This is a genomic window from Glutamicibacter sp. NPDC055354, from assembly GCF_053644955.1.
In genome coordinates this window covers 108,598-126,199 of the sequence record NZ_JBSHMB010000001.1, presented here as the reverse complement: position 1 = coordinate 126,199, position 17,602 = coordinate 108,598, and the positions used below count along the sequence as shown (strand labels likewise).

The window sequence follows — 17,602 nt, the reverse complement described above, 5'->3', positions numbered from 1 at the left end:
TATCGGTAATTAGCTGTTCAGCGCGTCGGCGCCGGCGATAATTTCCGAAAGCTCCTGGGTGATTTCAGCCTGACGGGCATTGTTGAGCAATCGGGTGTACTTCTTGATCAGTTCACCAGCGTTGTCGCCTGCGGCCTTCATGGCGCGCTGGCGGGCAGCGAGCTCGGAAGCAGCGGACTGCAACTGGCAGTTGAACAGTCGAGAATCGATGTAGCGCGGAAGCAGTGCGTCAAGCACTTCTTCCGGCGATGGCTCAAACTCGTACAGTGGCAACAGCTCGTCGGTTGGAGTCTCGGATTCATCCTCGACAACCTCCAACGGCAACAGACGGATGACCGTCGGTTCCTGCGTGACCATCGACTTGAACTGGGTGTAGACGACATGGATCTCGTCCACGCCACCCTGCTCGAAATCGGTGTCGAAGTCCTCCAGGAGGACATCGCGCAGCTCGCGTGCGGTTTCGAAACGCGGGGAATCAGTTTCCCCGGTCCACACTCGTGCGTACTCGCGTGAACGGAAATCAAAGTAAGCCTGGGCCTTGCGGCCGACCAAGTAGGTCTTGACTTCCTTGCCTTCTTCACGCAGGAGTTCCACGAGGTGCTCTGCCTGCTTCAGAACGCTGGCGGAGTAGGACCCGGCAAGTCCTCGGTCCGAAGTCATCACCAAGACCGCGGCGCGGCGTACCTGCGCCGGCTCGGTGGTCAGTGGATGCTCGACATCGGCCTGGGACGCGACGGCGGTTACTGCACGGGTAATCGCATTGGCATACGGCAACGAGGCCGAGACACGCGTACGTGCCTTACCAATGCGGGATGCAGCGATCAGTTCCATCGCCTTGAAGATCTTGCGCATCGACTTGGTCGATCCGATCTTCTGGCGGTAGACCCGAATCTGGGCTCCCATGTGTGTCCTTTCCTTATCCCCTACTTCGGGAGGGCGGCGCCGTTACCGGCGCCGCTCCCCCTCGTAAGGAAATTGTCAGCGCTTCTGCTTGACGATCTGTTCCTGGTCAACGGACTCGGAATCGAGAGCGTCGTGCTCTTCGTGTCCGGCGGCGACAAGCTTGTCGTCACCTTCGCCGAAGAAGCCGGCCTTGAAGTCCGCAACAGCGGTCTTCATGGCTTCCAGAGTCTCGTTCTCCAGCTTGCCGGTCTGGCCGATCACGGTCAGCACGTCGGTGCGGTGGCGCAGATAGTCGATGAACTCGCCCTCGAAGCGGCGTACATCCTCAACCGGGACATCGTCCAGGTAACCGTTGGTGCCGGCCCAGATCGAAACGACCTGGTCTTCGACTGGGTATGGGGTGTACTGGCCCTGCTTGAGCAGTTCCATCAGGCGTGCACCACGGGTCAGCTGCTGCTTGGAAGCAGCATCCAGGTCCGAAGCGAACATCGCGAATGCCTGCATGTCGCGGTACTGAGCCAATTCAAGCTTCAAAGTACCGGAAACCTTCTTCATGGCCTTGACCTGAGCCGAGCCGCCAACGCGGGATACGGAGATACCCACGTCGACTGCTGGACGCTGGTTGGCGTTGAACAGGTCCGACTGCAAGAAGATCTGGCCGTCGGTGATCGAGATGACGTTGGTCGGGATGAACGCGCCCACGTCGTTGGCCTTGGTTTCGATGATTGGCAGACCAGTCATCGAACCTGCACCCAACTCGTCCGACAGCTTGGCGCAACGCTCAAGCAGGCGGGAGTGCAGGTAGAAGACGTCACCTGGGTAAGCTTCGCGTCCTGGCGGACGGCGCAGCAGCAGGGACACGGCACGGTAGGCTTCAGCCTGCTTCGACAGATCATCAAAGACGATCAGAACGTGCTTGCCACCGTACATCCAGTGCTGGCCGATGGCCGAGCCTGCGTATGGTGCCAAGTACTTGAAGCCTGCTGGGTCAGATGCGGGGGAAGCCACGATGGTGGTGTATTCCAGTGCACCCTGCTCTTCGAGGGTCTGGCGTACGGCAGCGATGGTCGATGCCTTCTGGCCAATTGCCACGTAGACGCAGCGAACCTGCTTGGTCTGGTCGCCGGATTCCCAGTTGGCGCGCTGGTTCAGAATGGTGTCAACCGCGATAGCGGTCTTACCGGTCTGGCGGTCACCAATGATCAGCTGACGCTGGCCACGGCCGATCGGGATCATGGCGTCGATAGCCTTCAGACCGGTCTGCATTGGCTCGTGCACGCTCTTGCGCTGGGTGACGCCTGGTGCCTGAAGCTCCAGGGCGCGGCGGCCCTCGGAAGCGATTGGGCCCAGGTTGTCCAGTGGCTCGCCCAATGGGTCAACCACGCGGCCGAGGTAGCCGTCGCCAACTGGAACCGAAAGGATCTCGCCGGTGCGCTCTACCTTCTGGCCAGCTTCGATGCCGGTGAAGTCACCAAGCACAACGACACCGATTTCGCGGGTATCGAGGTTCTGGGCCAGGCCCAGGGTGCCATCTTCGAACTTCAGCAACTCGTTGGCCATGACGGAAGGAAGGCCTTCCACTCTGGCGATGCCGTCGCTCGCGGCGACGACGCGTCCCACCTCGGTGCGCTCTGCCTTACCCGGTTCGTAGGAAGATGCGAACTCGTTTAGGGCATCGCGGACGTCGTTGGCATTGATGGTCAAATCGGCCATCTGCAGTCCCTGCTCTCCTAAATTGTGATCCGGTCCATTGGACCGAATCGAATGTGAATGAAGTCTGTTGTGGTCCTGGCAGCCAGGAACACCAGGCGAAGGATCACTCCCTAGCCCAATGAGTCCTAGCTGGCCAAGGCGCGGCGCAACTCGGCCACGCGTGATGCCACGGAAGCGTCGACAACTTCGTCGCCAACCTTGACTACCAGTCCACCGACCAGCGATGGGTCGGTAGTGGCGTTGAGCTTGAGCTGACGACCGTATAGCTTGTTCAGGCTGGTCTCCAGGCGCGAAAGCTGGGCTTCGGAAAGTTCTACAGAGCTGGTTACCGAGGCAATCCAGCGCTGCTGGCGCTTGGCCACGAGCTCTACGAAACGTCCAACCAAGGCTGCTGGCTTCAAACCGCGGGGGTTCGAAACTGCCTGGGAGATCAAAACCTGCGAGGTCTGCGACGCGTTAGGCACGAGCTTCAGCGCGAGAGTGCGCTTAGCCTCGACTGGGGCCTGTGCATCATCCAACGCACGCTGCAGTTCGTGATTGCCACGCACTGCCTCGATGAAGGAGAACAGATCCTGCTCCAGCTTGTTCAGCCCCGAAGCGCCGTCCTGCTGCTCTGCCACTGCGGTGACCGCAGTGACAGCCAGCGATTCGAGCGCATCGCTAATGTCGCGTTCCGAGCTCCAGCGGGTAGAAGCCAGCTGTGCGACGACGTCCTCGGCGTCAGCCGAGACCTTACCGTGCAGCAGCTGAGCCAAAAGGCCTGCCTTGTCGGCATTTCCACGGGCTGGGTCAGTCATTGCGCGGCGGAGACCGGCATTTGCATCCAGTACTTCCAGGACCGCGAACAGTTCCTTAGGCAGCTCAATAGATGCCAGTGCCAGCTTGGGTTCCAGGAACGCCAAAGCCTTTGCCAGTGACTCGCTCGATACACTTGCCATTAGTTCGATGCACCTGCGTTCTGCTGAGCTTCCAAATCGGTCAGGAACTTGTCAACCACGCGCTGGGCACGGGCATCGTCCTGCAGAGCTTCGTCAACAACCTTGCTTGCAAGCTCGGTAGCCAATGCGCCCACGTCGGTGCGGAGCGAAGCCAGAGCGGATACGCGCTCAGCTTCGATCTGGCGGTGCGACTGCTCGGTGATACGAGCTGCCTCATCGGTTGCCTTGGTCTTCAGATCCGCAAGGATCTGAGCACCTTCGCTACGAGCTTCCTCACGGATGCGGTTTGCTTCGGTGCGTGCTTCCAGAAGCTGGGCCTTGTACTGTGCCAAGGTCTCCTCTGCTTCCTTCTGCGCTGCTTCAGCCTTCTCAAGGCCACCTTCGATCGCGGTGACGCGATCTTCATAGGACTGCTCGAACTTTGGAGCAATTACCTTGATGACGATGAACAGAAGGACCGCGAAACCAACACCCGTGACGAGAATTTCCCACGGGTTCGGCAACAGCGGGTTGACCGATTCGCTCGCAGCGAGGATGAAATCAGTGCTGTTCATTCTCACTATTCCTTATCTACTAGTTTCCGCTTGTGTGTACGCCTCGCGATAGTGGCGAGGCCACTACAGTTGCGAAAAGACTAGGCGCCGATGACGAAAGCGAAGACCAGGCCCAGGATGGCCAGTGCTTCAGCAAGTGCGAAGCCAAGCATGGCGATTGGCTGCAGGATGCGCTGAGCCTCAGGCTGACGTGCAACACCGTTGATGTAGGCAGCGAAGATCAAGCCAACGCCGATAGCCGAACCGATAGCAGCCAGGCCGTAGCCGATCATATTCAGGGAGCCGTGCAACATGTGATTATGTTCCTTTCAAGATACCGAGCTTTTGCCGGTAGGTTGTGAGGTATTCCTTGAGCGACTCAAGGAAGATCTTTATGGGTTGGAAGAAAAGAAGTGTTGGCCTAGTGGGCGTCGGCTTCGATTGCACCCTGGAGGTAGATCGCGGTCAGCAGGGCGAAAACAAACGCCTGCAGGACCATGATCAGCAGTTCCAGGAAGTACATGGCGACCGAGCCAACGATGACCAGGATGCCAAGGCCGTTCATGGCCAGGGAGTCCTGGACAACGATCAGGTGACGAGCGCCGGCAGCTGCCAGCATCACGATCATGTGACCGGCCAGCATCGTTGCCATCAAACGCAGCGAGTGCGTCAGCGGGCGAACGATGAAGTTAGAAATGATTTCCAACGGAATCATCAGTGGCATGATCCAGCCCGGAACACCGGACGGGACGACGGCCAACTTGAAGTAGCGGATACCGTGGTTCTTCAGGCCTACAGCAATCCAGGTGCCGTAGATGATGATAGCCATCGCGTATGCAGAACCAGCGTGTGAGAACGATGGAAGCTGCAGGAACGGAATCGCGCCGAAGAGGTTGTTCAGCAGTACGAAGAAGAAGGTCGCGAACAGCAGAGGAATCCAAGGACGGAAGTTCTTCTCGCCGATGATGTCGCGGCCAATTCCGTTACGTACAAACGCGTAACCGGACTCAGCGATGTACTGCATCTTGCCTGGAACCAGCTTCGGGTTCTTGATGGCCACGGTGAAGAACCAAGAGATAAGCACGATCGACAAAACGATCATGAGCATCTGCTTGCCGAAACCCGTGCCGTACTCAGCCATCCACGGGAAAAGATCCGGGAGGTGGGTATCGGAAACGGATGGCGGTACGAAGCCGCCTTCTTCTGAGGCCATTGGGAGCGCAAACGCGAACAACGCGCTGTCCTCTCTGCAGTAACGGTCACGGGCAAAAGGCGGTGACTGGCGGTAACTGCCTCTCACCGTGTGAAGAAAAGATCAAACGGGGATCCCATCATGGCCCATGCCAGAAGCATCAACCCTGATGAAGGTCCATCTGCGGGTTACCCCGCGGATGCATATTGCGTATTCCGCCCGCAGTTGAGCGGACGGCCAAAAATGACCCGAAGTAAGCTTATCAAACTCACAGCACCCCACCGACACAAAGTCGCGCGGAATACTCTATTCCTCGTTGTAGATAGCCAGGCGCGCCTTCATGAAAGCACGCACCTCGCCAACCTGCCAGGCAACAAGGGAGATAGCTGCTGCAAGAACGAATCCCTGGCGATTAACCCAATCGGGCAACCCCAGGTTCAACAACACGAAGGCGATGCCAAAAACCTTGATGACAAAGACACCCAAGAACGCGGGCATGGCCCACGAGTGGCGAATTCGCCCTGCAGCTTCGGCAATGAGAATGCCAATCGCGAAAAAGCCAATCACAATCCCGGCAGCCAGCGCGCCAGAAAGCGCGTAGCGAAGATCGGCAACCAACCATGAAATCAGGAAAAATATGGCGGTAGCGATCAGCGAATACACCAGTGACAAGCCAAGAATCGGCAACCAGATGGATTTCGGGGCTGACGAAGCACTGACGCGGGCAGAACCAGAATTCACGTCCGCAACCTTTCTTCGTCAACACCGAGGAACCATCGTGCACCCATCGATGCTGATGAAACTTGAAACTTCCACCTATTCCCTAAAGAACAGATGAAAGAAGATCCAGATTGAATTCTACACGAGATAGAAACAGATTGCTTGTGCGTTACCCCGCTATTTGATCGGGCTAGGCTTTGCCCATGCGCTTGCGTAAGGCCTCGACCCGCTTGATCACCAGGGGGCGCCACGTTGCAACCGCTGCCACTAGGAACAACAGCAAGGCCATCGGGACCACCAGAATGACCGGGATGAAGGCGATGGAAACCACTGAGACTGCAATCACGGCGGCCCACAGGTAGAGCAGAACTACCGATTGGCGCACCGAGTGGCCCTGGGCCAGCATCCGGTGGTGGATGTGCTTGGCATCCGGGGAAAAGGGTGAGCGTTTGTTGGCCAGCCGGCGGAAGACCGAGAGTACAAGGTCCAGTACTGGTAGGAAGACGATCACCATCGGCAGCAGCATCGGCATGTAGGCCGGGATGTTGCGGAAGCGCCGGGCCTCCAGGCCCTGCACATCACCGGTCACCGCCACCGCGGCCACCGAGAGGATCATGCCGATGGCGAGAACGCCGGTCTCCCCCATGAAGATATTCGCCGGGTTGAAGTTGTGCGGCAAGAAGCCCAGGCAGGCACCGAGCAGCAAGGCGCAGAGCAAGGCCCCGATGTTCGCGTAGTCATCGGCGCTCACGTGCGTGGCCAGTACATAGGAGTACACGAAGAAGGTCGCCGCGCCAATGGCGGCCAGGCCCGCGGCCAGGCCATCCAATCCATCGGAGAAGTTGATCGCGTTCATGGTCAGCACGATCAGGAAAATCGTCACCGAAATCTGCATCCATTGCTCATCGATCTGCCACGAACCCACTGGCAGGGACTGGATGACGATTCCGTTGGTGGCGACCAGCCAGCCGATCAGGATCTGGCCGGCGAGCTTCAGCCACCATTTGAGGTCGAACATGTCATCGGCCAGGCCCATGAGCACGATGACGCCCAGGGCGTAGGCGATTCCGCGGATGGCGTCGTCATTGCCGAAGACCCCGCGGAAGAAGTGGAAGTTGCTGGCCAGCCATAGCCCTGCGGCGAAAGCGGCGATAATCGCCAGGCCGCCGAACTTCACGATCGGTTTTTCGTGCTGGTCGCGTTCGCGCACCAGCTGGTTGCCGGTGAAACGGTGGCCAAGGGTGCGGATGATCGGGGTGAGCAGGAACGAAACCGTAAAGCTGAATGCTATGAGCAGTACGTATGTTCTCATGCGCCGGTTTCCGGTGCGTCCTGTCCCAAATCGAGAATGCCAGGGACGACCACGCGCAATTCCTCAATGGAAATCGCGCCCGAGCGAACCACCTGCAGGTTCTGGCCGGTGCAATCGATGATGGTCGATGGCAGGACCTCTTCCCCGGCCTCGCCGCGCGGGCCGCCGTCGAGGTAGACATCCACCGACTCCCCGAGCTGAGCGAAAGCCTGCTCGACATCCAGCGCCGCCGCGTTGCCGGTGCGGTTGGCCGAGGACACGGCCAGCGGGCCGGTCTGGCCCAGGAGTTCCAAGGCGGTGTCGTCGTTGGGCACGCGCAGCGCCACGGTGCCGCGGGTCTCCCCCAGATCCCAGGTCAGCGAAGGCTGGGCCTGCAGGATCAGGGTCAGTCCGCCTGGCCAGAACGCTTCGGCCAGCTTGCGCGCGGCCTCGGGGATGTCCCTGGCCAATCCGTCCATGGTGGAACTCTGGGCGATCAGCACCGGCGGGGGCATGGTGCGGTTGCGGCCTTTGGCGGCCAGCAGCATCGCCACGCCCTGGGCGCTGAATGCATCGGCGCCGATCCCGTAGACGGTATCTGTAGGCAAGACGATGCAGCGCTTGTCCGCCAGCGCGGCCTTGGCTGCGGCGATGCCTTCAGCGTGTTCCTGCTCGTTGCTTACCGAAAATGTTGTGCTCACGGGATCATTCTTTCATGCACTGGGTGTGGTTTGGTTATTGCGGCGCGTAGCCGGATGTGGCGCGGGCGCGCCCGGTCAAATCTTCATGGCCAGCTACCTGCGTGAAACCGGCCGCGTGCAGCATGGCTGCCGCGGTTTCGCGCTGCACTTCGGCGTGTTCCATCACGTAGTAGCCGCCGGGACGCAAGAGCTTCATGGCTTGGGCGGTAATGGCTCGCGGAATGTCCAGTCCGTCTTCCCCGAGCCCGTATAACGCCATTTCCGGGTCGTGCTCGCGCACTTCCACTTCGCGCGGAACCGCGTTGGGCGGAATATACGGCGGATTGGAGATCACCAGGTCCATGGTGCCTTCCAGCTCCCCGGGAACTTGCGTGGCATCCTGGTGCAGCACGGTGACCCGGTGCGGCTCGCAGTTGGCCCGGGTGTAGCCAATGGCATCGTCCGAGAGCTCCACGGCCCAGACGCTGGCTGCTGGCACTTCGCTGGCCACGGACGCTGCAATGGCGCCGGAGCCCGAGCACAAATCAATGCACCGCGGGGTGCCGATGCCTTGGCCGGCCAGGAAATCAAGGCCGAGCTGCACCACGGTTTCGGTTTCCGGCCGCGGGGTGAATACTCCCGGTCCCACCTTCAGCTCCAGGTAGCGGAAGTACGCCACGCCAGTCAGGTGCTGCAGCGGGATGCGGGTGCGCCGGGCGGCCACCAGGGCGGTGAACTGCTCCCGGCTTCCAGGGTCGAGGCCCTCGCCACGCAGTTCGCGCAGCTTCAGTTCCGAGCGGTCAATGCCCAGCACGTGGCACAGCAGCAGGTCGACGTCGACGCCGGGGCTTGGCACCCCGGCGTCGGCCAGCGCCGCAATCGCCTGGCGGCGTACGGCAGTGAGTTCTTCCAAGGCGTCGTTACTCGCCCAGCGCTGCCAAGCGCTCTTCCTCGTCCATCTGGATGCAGGATTCAACCACCGGCTGCAGGTCCCCGTCCATCACGGCGTCAAGGTTGTAGGCCTTGTAGCCGGTGCGGTGGTCGGCAATGCGGTTTTCCGGGTAGTTGTAGGTGCGGATGCGCTCGGAGCGGTCCATGGTGCGGATCTGGCTTGCACGCTGGGCCGAATTCTCCTTGTCGATGATCTCCTGCTGGTGGGCCAGCAGGCGCGAACGCAGCACGCGCATCGCGGCTTCGCGGTTCTGGATCTGCGACTTCTCGTTCTGCATGGCCACCACGATGCCGGTGGGCAGGTGGGTAATGCGCACCGCGGAGTCGGTGGTGTTCACCGACTGGCCGCCGGGGCCCGAGGAACGGTAGACGTCGATCTTCAGGTCGTTCTGGTGGATGTCGACTTCTTCGGGCTCGTCCACTTCGGGCAGGACCAGCACGCCGGCAGCCGAGGTGTGGATGCGGCCCTGGGATTCGGTGACCGGCACGCGCTGCACGCGGTGCACGCCGCCTTCGAACTTCAGCTGGGCGTAGACGCCTTCGGCCGGGTCATTCGATTTGCCCTTGATGGCAACCTGGGCGTCCTTGTAGCCGCCGAGGTCGGACTCGTTGAAGGAGATCATCTCCACCTTCCAGCCCTTGTGCTCGGCGAAACGGGTGTACATGCGCAGCAGGTCGGCTGCGAACAGCGCTGCTTCGTCGCCGCCCTCGCCGCCCTTGACTTCGAGGATCACGTCGCGGCCGTCGTTCTCGTCGCGCGGGATCAGCAGGCGGCGCAGCTTCTCCTCGAGCTCTGGCAGGGCGGCGGTGAGGGTTTCCACCTCTTCTGCGAAGTCCGGATCCTCGTCAGCCATTTCCTTGGCTGCTTCCAGGTCCTCGGTGGCGGCGTGCCACTTGTTGTAGGCCTCGACGATGCCGTTCAGCTGTGCCGAGCGGCGGCCGAGCTTGCGGGCCAGCGCCTGGTCGGCGTACACCGCTGGATCCGAGAGCTGCGCCTGGATTGCGGCATGCTCTTCTAGTAGCGACTTGACGGACTCGAACATGGTGGGTGTGCTTCCTTGTTGGCGTTTTCCGCGCAGTGCCGCCGGCTATTGCGGCTGGGGCACTGCTGGAATTCAATTCTAAACGCTGCGCCGGCCGGGGCCGGCGTGCGAGGTGTCACTACGCGCCGATGGCGTCCAGCCAGCTGCCGGTGCGGCAAGCTGGCTGGACGCCATGGCGGTGGGTGGTGCTAATCCTTGTTTGGAGTGGTCTTGTTGACCAGCATCAAGAATTCCGCGTTCGATCCGGTTTCGCGGATCTTCCCGGTGAGCACTTCCAGTGCCTGCTGCGGATCGATGCCCGAGAGCATGCGGCGCAGGCGCCACATGATGCGCACCTCTTCGGCACTCATCAGCTGCTCTTCGCGGCGGGTCGAGGAAGCGTTGACATCCACTGCCGGGAAGATGCGCTTCTCGGCCAGCTGGCGCGAAAGGCGCAGCTCCATGTTGCCGGTGCCCTTGAATTCCTCGAAGATGACCTCGTCCATCTTGGAACCGGTCTCCACCAGGGCGGTAGCCAGGATGGTCAGCGAGCCGCCATTCTCGATGTTGCGGGCTGCACCGAAGAAGCGCTTCGGCGGGTACAGCGCTGCCGAGTCGACGCCGCCGGAGAGGATGCGGCCCGAGGCCGGAGCGGCCAGGTTGTAGGCACGGCCCAGGCGGGTCATCGAGTCCAGCAGGACCACGACATCCATGCCCATTTCCACCAGGCGCTTGGCGCGCTCGATGGCCAGCTCGGCCACGGTGGTGTGGTCATCGGCCGGGCGGTCGAAGGTCGAGGCGATGACCTCGCCCTTCACGGTGCGCTGCATGTCGGTGACTTCTTCGGGACGCTCATCAACGAGCACCATCATCAGGTGCACTTCTGGGTTGTTGATGGTGATCGCGTTGGCAATGGCCTGCAGGATCAAGGTCTTGCCGGCCTTCGGAGGCGAAACGATCAGGCCGCGCTGGCCCTTGCCGATTGGCGCGACCAGGTCGATGACGCGCGGGCCGACCAGCTTCGGATCGGTTTCCAGGCGCAGGCGCTCGGTCGGGTACAGCGGGACGAGCTTGTTGAACTCGACGCGTTCGCGGTTGTCCTCTGGCTTCTTGCCGTTGACCGAAGTCAGCTGCACCAGGGCGTTGAACTTCTGGCGCGGGTTCGGGGTCTCGCCCTCGCGTGGCTGGCGGATGGCGCCAACGATGGCGTCACCCTTGCGCAGGTTGTACTTCTTGACCTGGCCCAGGGTGACGTAGACGTCGTTCGGGCCGGGCAGGTAGCCGGAGGTGCGCACGAAGGCGTAGTTCTCCAGCACGTCCAGGATGCCGGCGATCGGCAATACGACGTCGTCCTCGCTCAGCTGCGGCTCGTCGTCATCACGGCGGTTGCGGCGGTTGCGGTTGTTGCGATCGTTACGGTCGTTGTTGCGATCGTTGCGATCATTGTTGCGCTCGCGGCGGTTGCTGCGGTCATTGCGATCGTTGCGGTCGTTGTTGCGCTCGCGGCGTTCGCGGCGGTCATTGCGGTCGCCACGCTCGGAACGGTCCTCGGTGTTCTCCGAGTCGTTCGAGTCGTTGTTGCGATCGTTGCGATCGTTGCGATCGTTGTTGCGCTCAGCACGATCGTTATTGCGCTCATTGCGGTCGTTGTTGCGCTCGTTGCGGCGGTTGTTGCGCTCGCGGCGCTCTTCGCGGCGGTCGGTGCGCTCTTCAGCGTTCTCCGACTCGGCAACTTCGGTGCGCTCGGTGCGATCGGTGTTGCGATCGCGGCGGTTGCCACGCTCACGGCGGTTGCCGCGCTCGCGGCGCTCTTCGCGTGCTTCGCCGTTGCTCTCGGCGTTCTCCGCCGGTGCCTCGGCCTGCTCGGCTACCTGCTCTGCTGGCTGGTCAACCGGCTTGTTGTTCCGCGAGTTGCGGCGCTGGCGTGGAGCCTTGGGCTCCTCGGCTGCTGCCTGGTTCTCGGCTGGAGCCTCGGTAGCGGCTTCGTTGGCTTCGGCAGGAGCCGCAACCTTGCCCGAGTCGGTCACACGGCGCGAGGTGCGGCGTGCGCGAGCTGGCTTTTCAGCCGGAGCTTCAGCAGCCGCGCCGGCCTCTGGTGCGCTCTCGGTCTCAGCCTGCGCCTGGGCCGCGGCCTTTGGCGCACGACGTGCACGGGTCTTGGTTTCCTTGGCCTGCTCGACTGGAGCTTCAGCCTTCGCTGCGGGAGCTTCGGTCTTGGCAGACTTCGCTTCCTGTGCGGCCTTGGCATCCTTGGCGGCAACGGAGCCACCGCGCTGGTGGTCGCCGATGGCCTTGACCAGATCAGCCTTGCGCATCCGCGAACCGCCGGTGATACCCAGCTGCGAAGCCAACTGCTGGAGCTGGGTCATTTTCAAAGAGGCCAGTCCGGCGCTCTTGTTTTCGGAAGTCTTGGTGTCCACGCCTTCGTTGAGGCTCGTGGTTTCGGTCACGAAAGTTCCTTCTGACTCGTAGGATGGGCCGCTTCAAGGCAGGCCCACTATGCCGTAAATGATGTTCAGCAGCCGAAGATTTCGTGGCTACTTCACTTTCTCCCCGCAAGATGGCCCAGAATTCGGGGCAAAACTGCAGTGGATTAGAGAGACTGACATCTCCTAGGCACGAAGACGTACCTGAATGCGGGATATCAAAGTTGCTGCGAACTGCAGGAAGATCCGGGACGGCTGGACGGATGAAATGGGGTTCGAGAACCGAATTTATCCGCATCAACACTGGCCACAAAGGATTCGGACCGGGCTACTGCCCAGCTATCCGGCCTGCCATGGTGTTACAGCACTTCTACTGTAACACCGTTGGCGGCCAGCTTGGGAACTTCAGCACGCCAAGACACTGGAGATCCTGCAGAGAATTCATCGATGGCTGCTTGCACGGCAGCGACCTGTTCATCGCTGGCCACCAGGGTCAACACGGTCGGTCCGGCGCCGGACACCACTGCGGCCAGTCCTGCACCGCGCAGCTTGGCAATCAGCGCCGCGCTTTCGGGCATGGCCGCGGCGCGATAGTCCTGGTGCAGGTAGTCCTTGGTGCCGCCCAGCAGCTGGCGCGGATCGTTGCTCAGCGCATGGATCAGCAGCGCGGCGCTCGCGCTGTTCGCCGCGGCTACCGCGTGGTCGACCTGTGCAGGCAGCGCGCCGCGCGCGACCTCGGTGGACAAGCCATTGGACGGGATCGCCAGCACTGCGCGCAGGTCCGGGTGCAGGGGCACCTGCACCGAGCTGAAGCTGCCGGCGGCATCGGTGGCAGAGATGCTCAGTCCGCCAAAGACCGCCGGAGCCACATTGTCCGGGTGCCCTTCCCACGCTGCAGCCGCCTGGAAGATCCGCTCGGTCCCGCCACGGGCTGGGGCCGGAAGCAGCGCATCGGCGGCGGCGTAGGCCGCGACGATCGCCGCGGCCGAGGATCCCATGCCGCGCGCGTGCGGGATGTTGTTATGCGCGACCAGCTGGACGCCTACCGGTTCAAAACCGGCGTCTTTCCAGTAACGGTGCATTTCCTTGATGATCAGATGCGACTCATCGCGTGGCAGCTCCTGCGCCCCATCGCCGAAAATCTCGACACTGCTGGACTGCGCGGTGCGCACTTCGAGGCGGTCGCGGTATTCCAGGGCCAGGCCCAGCGAGTCGAAGCCGGGACCGAGGTTGGCTGAGGTGGCCGGCGGGGAAACGATCAACTTCTGGCCCAGGGCGATCTGCTGCGTCATGGTTCCTTCAAGAATTCGGTGCGATAGGTATCAGGTGCGCAACGGCCCGCCGCGATTGGCTCCCCCGGTCCGGGAGAGCCAATGACGCGGCGGGCCGTCGTGCCGCCGGCGGCTGGCCGGCGAAAAGACGCTAGGCCAGGCCCAGCGCGCCGGCGACCTCGACCACGTCGAAGGCCACCTTCTTCGGCGCAACTTCCGAGCCGTCGGCCTGCTTCAGGGCCCAGTCCGGGTCCTTCAGGCCGTGGCCGGTCACGGTGATCACGATCTTCTTGCCGGTCGGCGCAGTGCCGGCGGCGTGGTGCTTGAGCAGGCCGGCCACGCCGGCTGCCGAAGCTGGCTCCACGAAGACGCCTTCGCGGCTGGAAAGCCAGCGGTGGGCTTCGAGGATCTGCTCGTCAGTGACCGAGTCGATCTGCCCGCCGGATTCGTCGCGGGCGGCTTCGGCCTGTTCCCAGGATGCCGGATTGCCGATGCGGATGGCGGTGGCGATGGTATCCGGTTCGGTGATCGGGTGGCCGGCCACGATCGGGGCGGCCCCGGCAGCCTGGAACCCCCACATGACCGGGTTCTTGGTGGACACCGGCTCCAGTTCCTTGCCGGCTTCGTTGGTCCACTTGGAGGAATACTCCTTGTAGCCCTTCCAGTACGCGGTGATGTTGCCCGCGTTGCCTACCGGCAGCAGGTGGTAATCCGGGGCGTCGCCCAGGAAGTCGACGACCTCGAAGGCGCCGGTCTTCTGGCCCTGGATGCGGGCCGGGTTCACCGAATTCACCAGGAACACCGGGTAGTTCTCGCTGAGCTTGCGCGCAACTTCCAGGCAGTTGTCGAAGTTGCCGTCGATCTGGATGATGTCCGCACCGTGGGCGATCGCCTGGGACATCTTGCCCATGGAGATCTTGCCATCCGGAACCAGCACCGCGCACTTCAGCCCGGCCTGGGTTGCGTAGGCGGCGGCCGAAGCGGAGGTGTTGCCGGTGGAGGCGCACACCACGGCCTTGGCGCCGGCAGCCACCGCGGCGGTCATCGCCATGGTCATGCCGCGGTCCTTGAAGGAACCGGTCGGGTTCATGCCCTCGACCTTCAGGTACACCTCGTTGCCGGTCTGCGCCGACAGCGCCGGGGCGTAGACCAGCGGGGTGCCGCCCTCGCCCAGGGTGATGACCTTGGTGTTTTCGTCTACTGGCAGGCGATCGGCATATTCGCGGATCACTCCGCGCCACTGGTGAGCCACGTTAGTTTCCTTCAACTCGCATAACGGATAGAACAGAGTGCACCGTGTCCAGCGCGGTCAGCGCCTCGACGGTGCTGGCCAGGGCCGCTTCGGTGCCCTGGTGGGTCAGGATGCGCAGCTGCGCGCCGGCTTCGGCGTCCACCTGCTGGCTCATCGACTCGATGGAGACCCCGTGCTCGCCGAAGACGGTGGCGATGGCTGCCAGCACGCCGGACTGGTCCTTGACCGACAGGCCAATCCAGTAGCGGGTGTCGATGGCCTCGAAGTCCAGCATCCGTGGCGCCTGGTTGACCGAGCCGTTGGGCAGCGGGGCTCCGGCAGCGATCTGGCGGGCCACGGCAACGACGTCGCCCATGACCGCCGACGCGGTCGGGTTGCCGCCGGCTCCAGCCCCGTAGAACATCAGGTCGCCGGCGTTCTGCGCTTCGACGAACACGGCGTTGAACGCGCCATGCACGGTAGCCAGCGGGTGGCTGCGGCGCACCAGCGCCGGGTAGACGCGCACCGAAATCCCGGCTTCGGCCTGCTCGGCGATGGCCAGCAGCTTGATCACGTAGCCGGCGGCGGCCGCGGCCGCGACATCGGCGGCGCTAACTTCGGTGATGCCCTGGGTCCAGACCTGGTCCGAGGACACGGTGGTGTGGAAGGCCAGCGAAGCCAGGATCGCGGCCTTCGCGGCGGCATCGTGCCCGCCCACGTCGGCGGTGGGATCGGCTTCCGCATAGCCCAGCGCCTGGGCTTCGGCCAGCACGTCGTCGAACGCGGCACCGGTGGTGTCCATGGCGTCGAGGATGAAGTTGGTGGTGCCGTTGACGATGCCCATCACCTTGGTGATGTGGTCCCCGGCCAGCGAGTCCGCAATCGGGCGCAGGATCGGGATGGCCCCGGCCACCGCGGCCTCGTAGCGCAGCTGGGCGCCGTTGTCGGCAGCGATCGCGTTCAGTTCGGCGCCCTTGAGCGCAATCAGCGCCTTGTTGCCGGTGATGACGCTGGCACCCTTGGCAAGGGCGGCGGCGATGTATTCGCCGGCCGGCTCCATGCCGCCGAGCAGTTCGATGACCACATCGGCCTGGGCGATCAGCCCGTGGGCGTCGGTGGTGAAAAGCTCCTGGGGCAGCACTGCATCGCGCTTGGCATCCGGTGTGCGCACGGCAATGCCGATCAGCTGCAGGCCGGCGCCCGAGCGGGCAGCCAGTTCATTTGCATCTTCCAGCAGGATCCGGGCCACCTGGGCTCCGACCGTGCCGCAACCCAGCAGGGCTACCTTCAGGTTCTTTTCGCCGCTCAATTAAACTCCCATGTCACGGGCCAACAAGTCTGTTTCCGTTTCCCTGCGCACGATCAGACGGGCTTGGCCATCGCGTACCGCTACCACCGCGGGGCGGGTGAGGTAGTTGTAATTGCTCGACAGCGCCCAGCAGTAGGCGCCGGTGGCCGGAACGGCGATCAAATCGCCGGCCGCCACGTCATCGGGCAGGTAAACGTCCTTCACGACTATGTCACCTGACTCGCAATGTTTCCCAACTACACGAGAAATAATTGCGTCGTTTTGCGTCATACGGCTAGCCAGCACGGCGGTATATTGCGCGTCGTAGAGCACCGGGCGCGGGTTGTCGCTCATCCCGCCGTCCACCGAAAGGTAGCGGCGCGGGTGCAGGGCTCCGGCCTCGTCTTCCACCTGGACGTCCTTGCGCACGCCGGCCTCGTAGAGGGTGAAGGTGCTCGGGCCGGCGATGGCGCGGCCCGGCTCGATGGAAATGCGCGGGCATTCCAGCTCGAGTTCGGTGCAGGTCGCCGAGACCACTTCGGCCATCTGCCCGGCCAGCTTGGCCGGGGTGGAGGGGTGGTCCTCGGAGGTGTAGGCAATGCCGTAGCCGCCGCCCAGATCCAGCTCGGGCAGGGAAACACCATGAATCGAGCGGATCTTGGCCAGCAGGCCGAGCATGGTGCGGGCGACCATTGCGAAGCCTTCGGCCTCGAAGATCTGCGAACCGATGTGGGCGTGCAGGCCCAGCAGGTTGATGTTCTGCGCCTCGATCGCCTGGGCGACCGCGCGCAGCGCAGGAGAAGTGCCGGAGGCATCGTCCAGGATGGACAGCCCGAACTTCTGGTCCTCGTGCGCGGTGGCAATGGCCTCATGGGTGGAGGCGTGCACGCCGGGGGTAATGCGCAGCATGACCTGCGCGCTCTGGCCCATGGCGTCAGCGATCGAAATCACCCGGTCCAGCTCGTCCAGCGAGTCGATGACCAGGCGCCCGACGCCCATTTCGATGGCGCGGGTGATCTCAGCAGCCGACTTGTTGTTCCCGTGCAGCGAGAGGTTGGCAGCGGGCACCTTGGCGGCGTTGGCCACGGCCAGTTCGCCCCCGGAGCAGGTATCCAGGCGCAGGCCCTCGTCGGTCACCCAGCGGGCCACCTCGGTGCACAAGAACGCCTTGCCGGCGTAGTAGACGTCGACTCCCCCGCACAGCTGCCTGAACGCGTCGTCGAAGGCGGTCTTGAAACCCCGGGCGCGGGCGCGGAAGTCGTTCTCGTCGAGCACGAACAGCGGGGTGCCGAACTCGGCGGCCAGCTGGGAGACGGGAAGGCCCTGGATGGACAGTTCGCCGCCAGCCTCGCGGGAAACCCCCGAAGCCCACTCGATCTGTCGAAGTGCGTTGATGTTTTCCGGGAATTGCAGCCATTGCGGGGCTAGCGGCGATACGGCCAT

16 protein-coding genes are annotated in these 17,602 nt (G+C 62.8%); all 16 read right to left on the bottom strand.

Annotated elements, in window-relative coordinates:
• Positions 1-9: 9 nt before the first annotated feature.
• The 16 genes from ACWICV_RS00615 to lysA all read right to left on the bottom strand — a co-directional run bounded on the left by ACWICV_RS00615 (position 10) and on the right by lysA (position 17,602).
• Entirely contained in the window at positions 10-903 is an 894-nt protein-coding gene (locus ACWICV_RS00615) for a F0F1 ATP synthase subunit gamma (protein WP_133834460.1), read from the bottom strand.
• A gap of 75 nt (positions 904-978) precedes the next feature.
• Entirely contained in the window at positions 979-2,616 is a 1,638-nt protein-coding gene (gene atpA / locus ACWICV_RS00610; RefSeq protein WP_400290767.1) for a F0F1 ATP synthase subunit alpha, read from the bottom strand.
• 125 nt (positions 2,617-2,741) lie between these two features.
• Positions 2,742-3,554 carry a F0F1 ATP synthase subunit delta gene (locus ACWICV_RS00605; RefSeq protein ID WP_133834462.1) on the bottom strand — a complete coding sequence of 271 codons (813 nt, stop codon included), beginning with the start codon at positions 3,552-3,554 and terminating at the stop codon, positions 2,742-2,744.
• Positions 3,554-4,108: a F0F1 ATP synthase subunit B gene (locus ACWICV_RS00600; protein WP_013348622.1), complete on the bottom strand. Its 555-nt coding sequence runs from the start codon at positions 4,106-4,108 to the stop codon at positions 3,554-3,556. Before ACWICV_RS00600 ends, ACWICV_RS00605 begins: the two co-directional genes overlap by 1 nt.
• An 80-nt stretch (positions 4,109-4,188) precedes the next feature.
• Positions 4,189-4,401 (bottom strand): ATP synthase subunit C, encoded by a 213-nt coding sequence (locus ACWICV_RS00595; RefSeq protein WP_013348621.1) that lies wholly within the window; start codon positions 4,399-4,401, stop codon positions 4,189-4,191.
• 107 nt (positions 4,402-4,508) lie between these two features.
• On the bottom strand, positions 4,509-5,300 hold the full coding sequence (gene atpB / locus ACWICV_RS00590) for a F0F1 ATP synthase subunit A (protein ID WP_105658410.1): 792 nt from the start codon (positions 5,298-5,300) through the stop codon (positions 4,509-4,511).
• A gap of 285 nt (positions 5,301-5,585) precedes the next feature.
• On the bottom strand, positions 5,586-5,966 hold the full coding sequence (locus ACWICV_RS00585) for a hypothetical protein (RefSeq protein WP_133834463.1): 381 nt from the start codon (positions 5,964-5,966) through the stop codon (positions 5,586-5,588).
• A gap of 223 nt (positions 5,967-6,189) precedes the next feature.
• On the bottom strand, positions 6,190-7,311 hold the full coding sequence (locus ACWICV_RS00580; protein ID WP_332488148.1) for an MraY family glycosyltransferase: 1,122 nt from the start codon (positions 7,309-7,311) through the stop codon (positions 6,190-6,192).
• Positions 7,308-7,991, bottom strand: coding sequence for an L-threonylcarbamoyladenylate synthase (locus ACWICV_RS00575; protein ID WP_105658407.1), 684 nt, complete (start codon positions 7,989-7,991; stop codon positions 7,308-7,310). Before ACWICV_RS00575 ends, ACWICV_RS00580 begins: the two co-directional genes overlap by 4 nt.
• A gap of 34 nt (positions 7,992-8,025) precedes the next feature.
• Entirely contained in the window at positions 8,026-8,883 is an 858-nt protein-coding gene (gene prmC / locus ACWICV_RS00570) for a peptide chain release factor N(5)-glutamine methyltransferase (protein WP_400290763.1), read from the bottom strand.
• A gap of 7 nt (positions 8,884-8,890) precedes the next feature.
• Entirely contained in the window at positions 8,891-9,964 is a 1,074-nt protein-coding gene (gene prfA / locus ACWICV_RS00565; RefSeq protein ID WP_105658405.1) for a peptide chain release factor 1, read from the bottom strand.
• Positions 9,965-10,152: 188 nt separating this feature from the next.
• Complete coding sequence (rho, locus tag ACWICV_RS00560) at positions 10,153-12,393, bottom strand: transcription termination factor Rho (RefSeq protein WP_454090933.1); 2,241 nt, start codon at positions 12,391-12,393, stop codon at positions 10,153-10,155.
• Positions 12,394-12,728: 335 nt separating this feature from the next.
• Positions 12,729-13,661 (bottom strand): homoserine kinase, encoded by a 933-nt coding sequence (thrB, locus tag ACWICV_RS00555; protein ID WP_105662582.1) that lies wholly within the window; start codon positions 13,659-13,661, stop codon positions 12,729-12,731.
• Positions 13,662-13,791: 130 nt separating this feature from the next.
• Entirely contained in the window at positions 13,792-14,892 is a 1,101-nt protein-coding gene (thrC, locus tag ACWICV_RS00550) for a threonine synthase (RefSeq protein WP_332727313.1), read from the bottom strand.
• 1 nt (position 14,893) lies between these two features.
• The gene (locus ACWICV_RS00545) at positions 14,894-16,180 is read right to left on the bottom strand and encodes a homoserine dehydrogenase (RefSeq protein WP_400290758.1); all 1,287 of its coding nucleotides are present in this window, start codon (positions 16,178-16,180) and stop codon (positions 14,894-14,896) included.
• Positions 16,181-17,602, bottom strand: a complete 1,422-nt coding sequence (gene lysA / locus ACWICV_RS00540) for a diaminopimelate decarboxylase (protein ID WP_400290757.1) — start codon at positions 17,600-17,602, stop codon at positions 16,181-16,183. It abuts the gene before it with no gap.

What these genes read in the sequence shown, in the direction of transcription:
- ACWICV_RS00615 (WP_133834460.1), bottom strand. Translation starts at nt 903, where the DNA reads ATGGGAGCCCAGATTCGGGTCTACCGCCAGAAGATCGGATCGACCAAG.
- atpA (WP_400290767.1), bottom strand. Translation starts at nt 2,616, where the DNA reads ATGGCCGATTTGACCATCAATGCCAACGACGTCCGCGATGCCCTAAAC.
- ACWICV_RS00605 (WP_133834462.1), bottom strand. Translation starts at nt 3,554, where the DNA reads ATGGCAAGTGTATCGAGCGAGTCACTGGCAAAGGCTTTGGCGTTCCTG.
- ACWICV_RS00600 (WP_013348622.1), bottom strand. Translation starts at nt 4,108, where the DNA reads ATGAACAGCACTGATTTCATCCTCGCTGCGAGCGAATCGGTCAACCCG.
- ACWICV_RS00595 (WP_013348621.1), bottom strand. Translation starts at nt 4,401, where the DNA reads ATGTTGCACGGCTCCCTGAATATGATCGGCTACGGCCTGGCTGCTATC.
- atpB (WP_105658410.1), bottom strand. Translation starts at nt 5,300, where the DNA reads ATGGCCTCAGAAGAAGGCGGCTTCGTACCGCCATCCGTTTCCGATACC.
- ACWICV_RS00580 (WP_332488148.1), bottom strand. Translation starts at nt 7,311, where the DNA reads ATGAGAACATACGTACTGCTCATAGCATTCAGCTTTACGGTTTCGTTC.
- prfA (WP_105658405.1), bottom strand. Translation starts at nt 9,964, where the DNA reads ATGTTCGAGTCCGTCAAGTCGCTACTAGAAGAGCATGCCGCAATCCAG.
- thrB (WP_105662582.1), bottom strand. Translation starts at nt 13,661, where the DNA reads ATGACGCAGCAGATCGCCCTGGGCCAGAAGTTGATCGTTTCCCCGCCG.
- lysA (WP_400290757.1), bottom strand. Translation starts at nt 17,602, where the DNA reads ATGGCCGTATCGCCGCTAGCCCCGCAATGGCTGCAATTCCCGGAAAAC.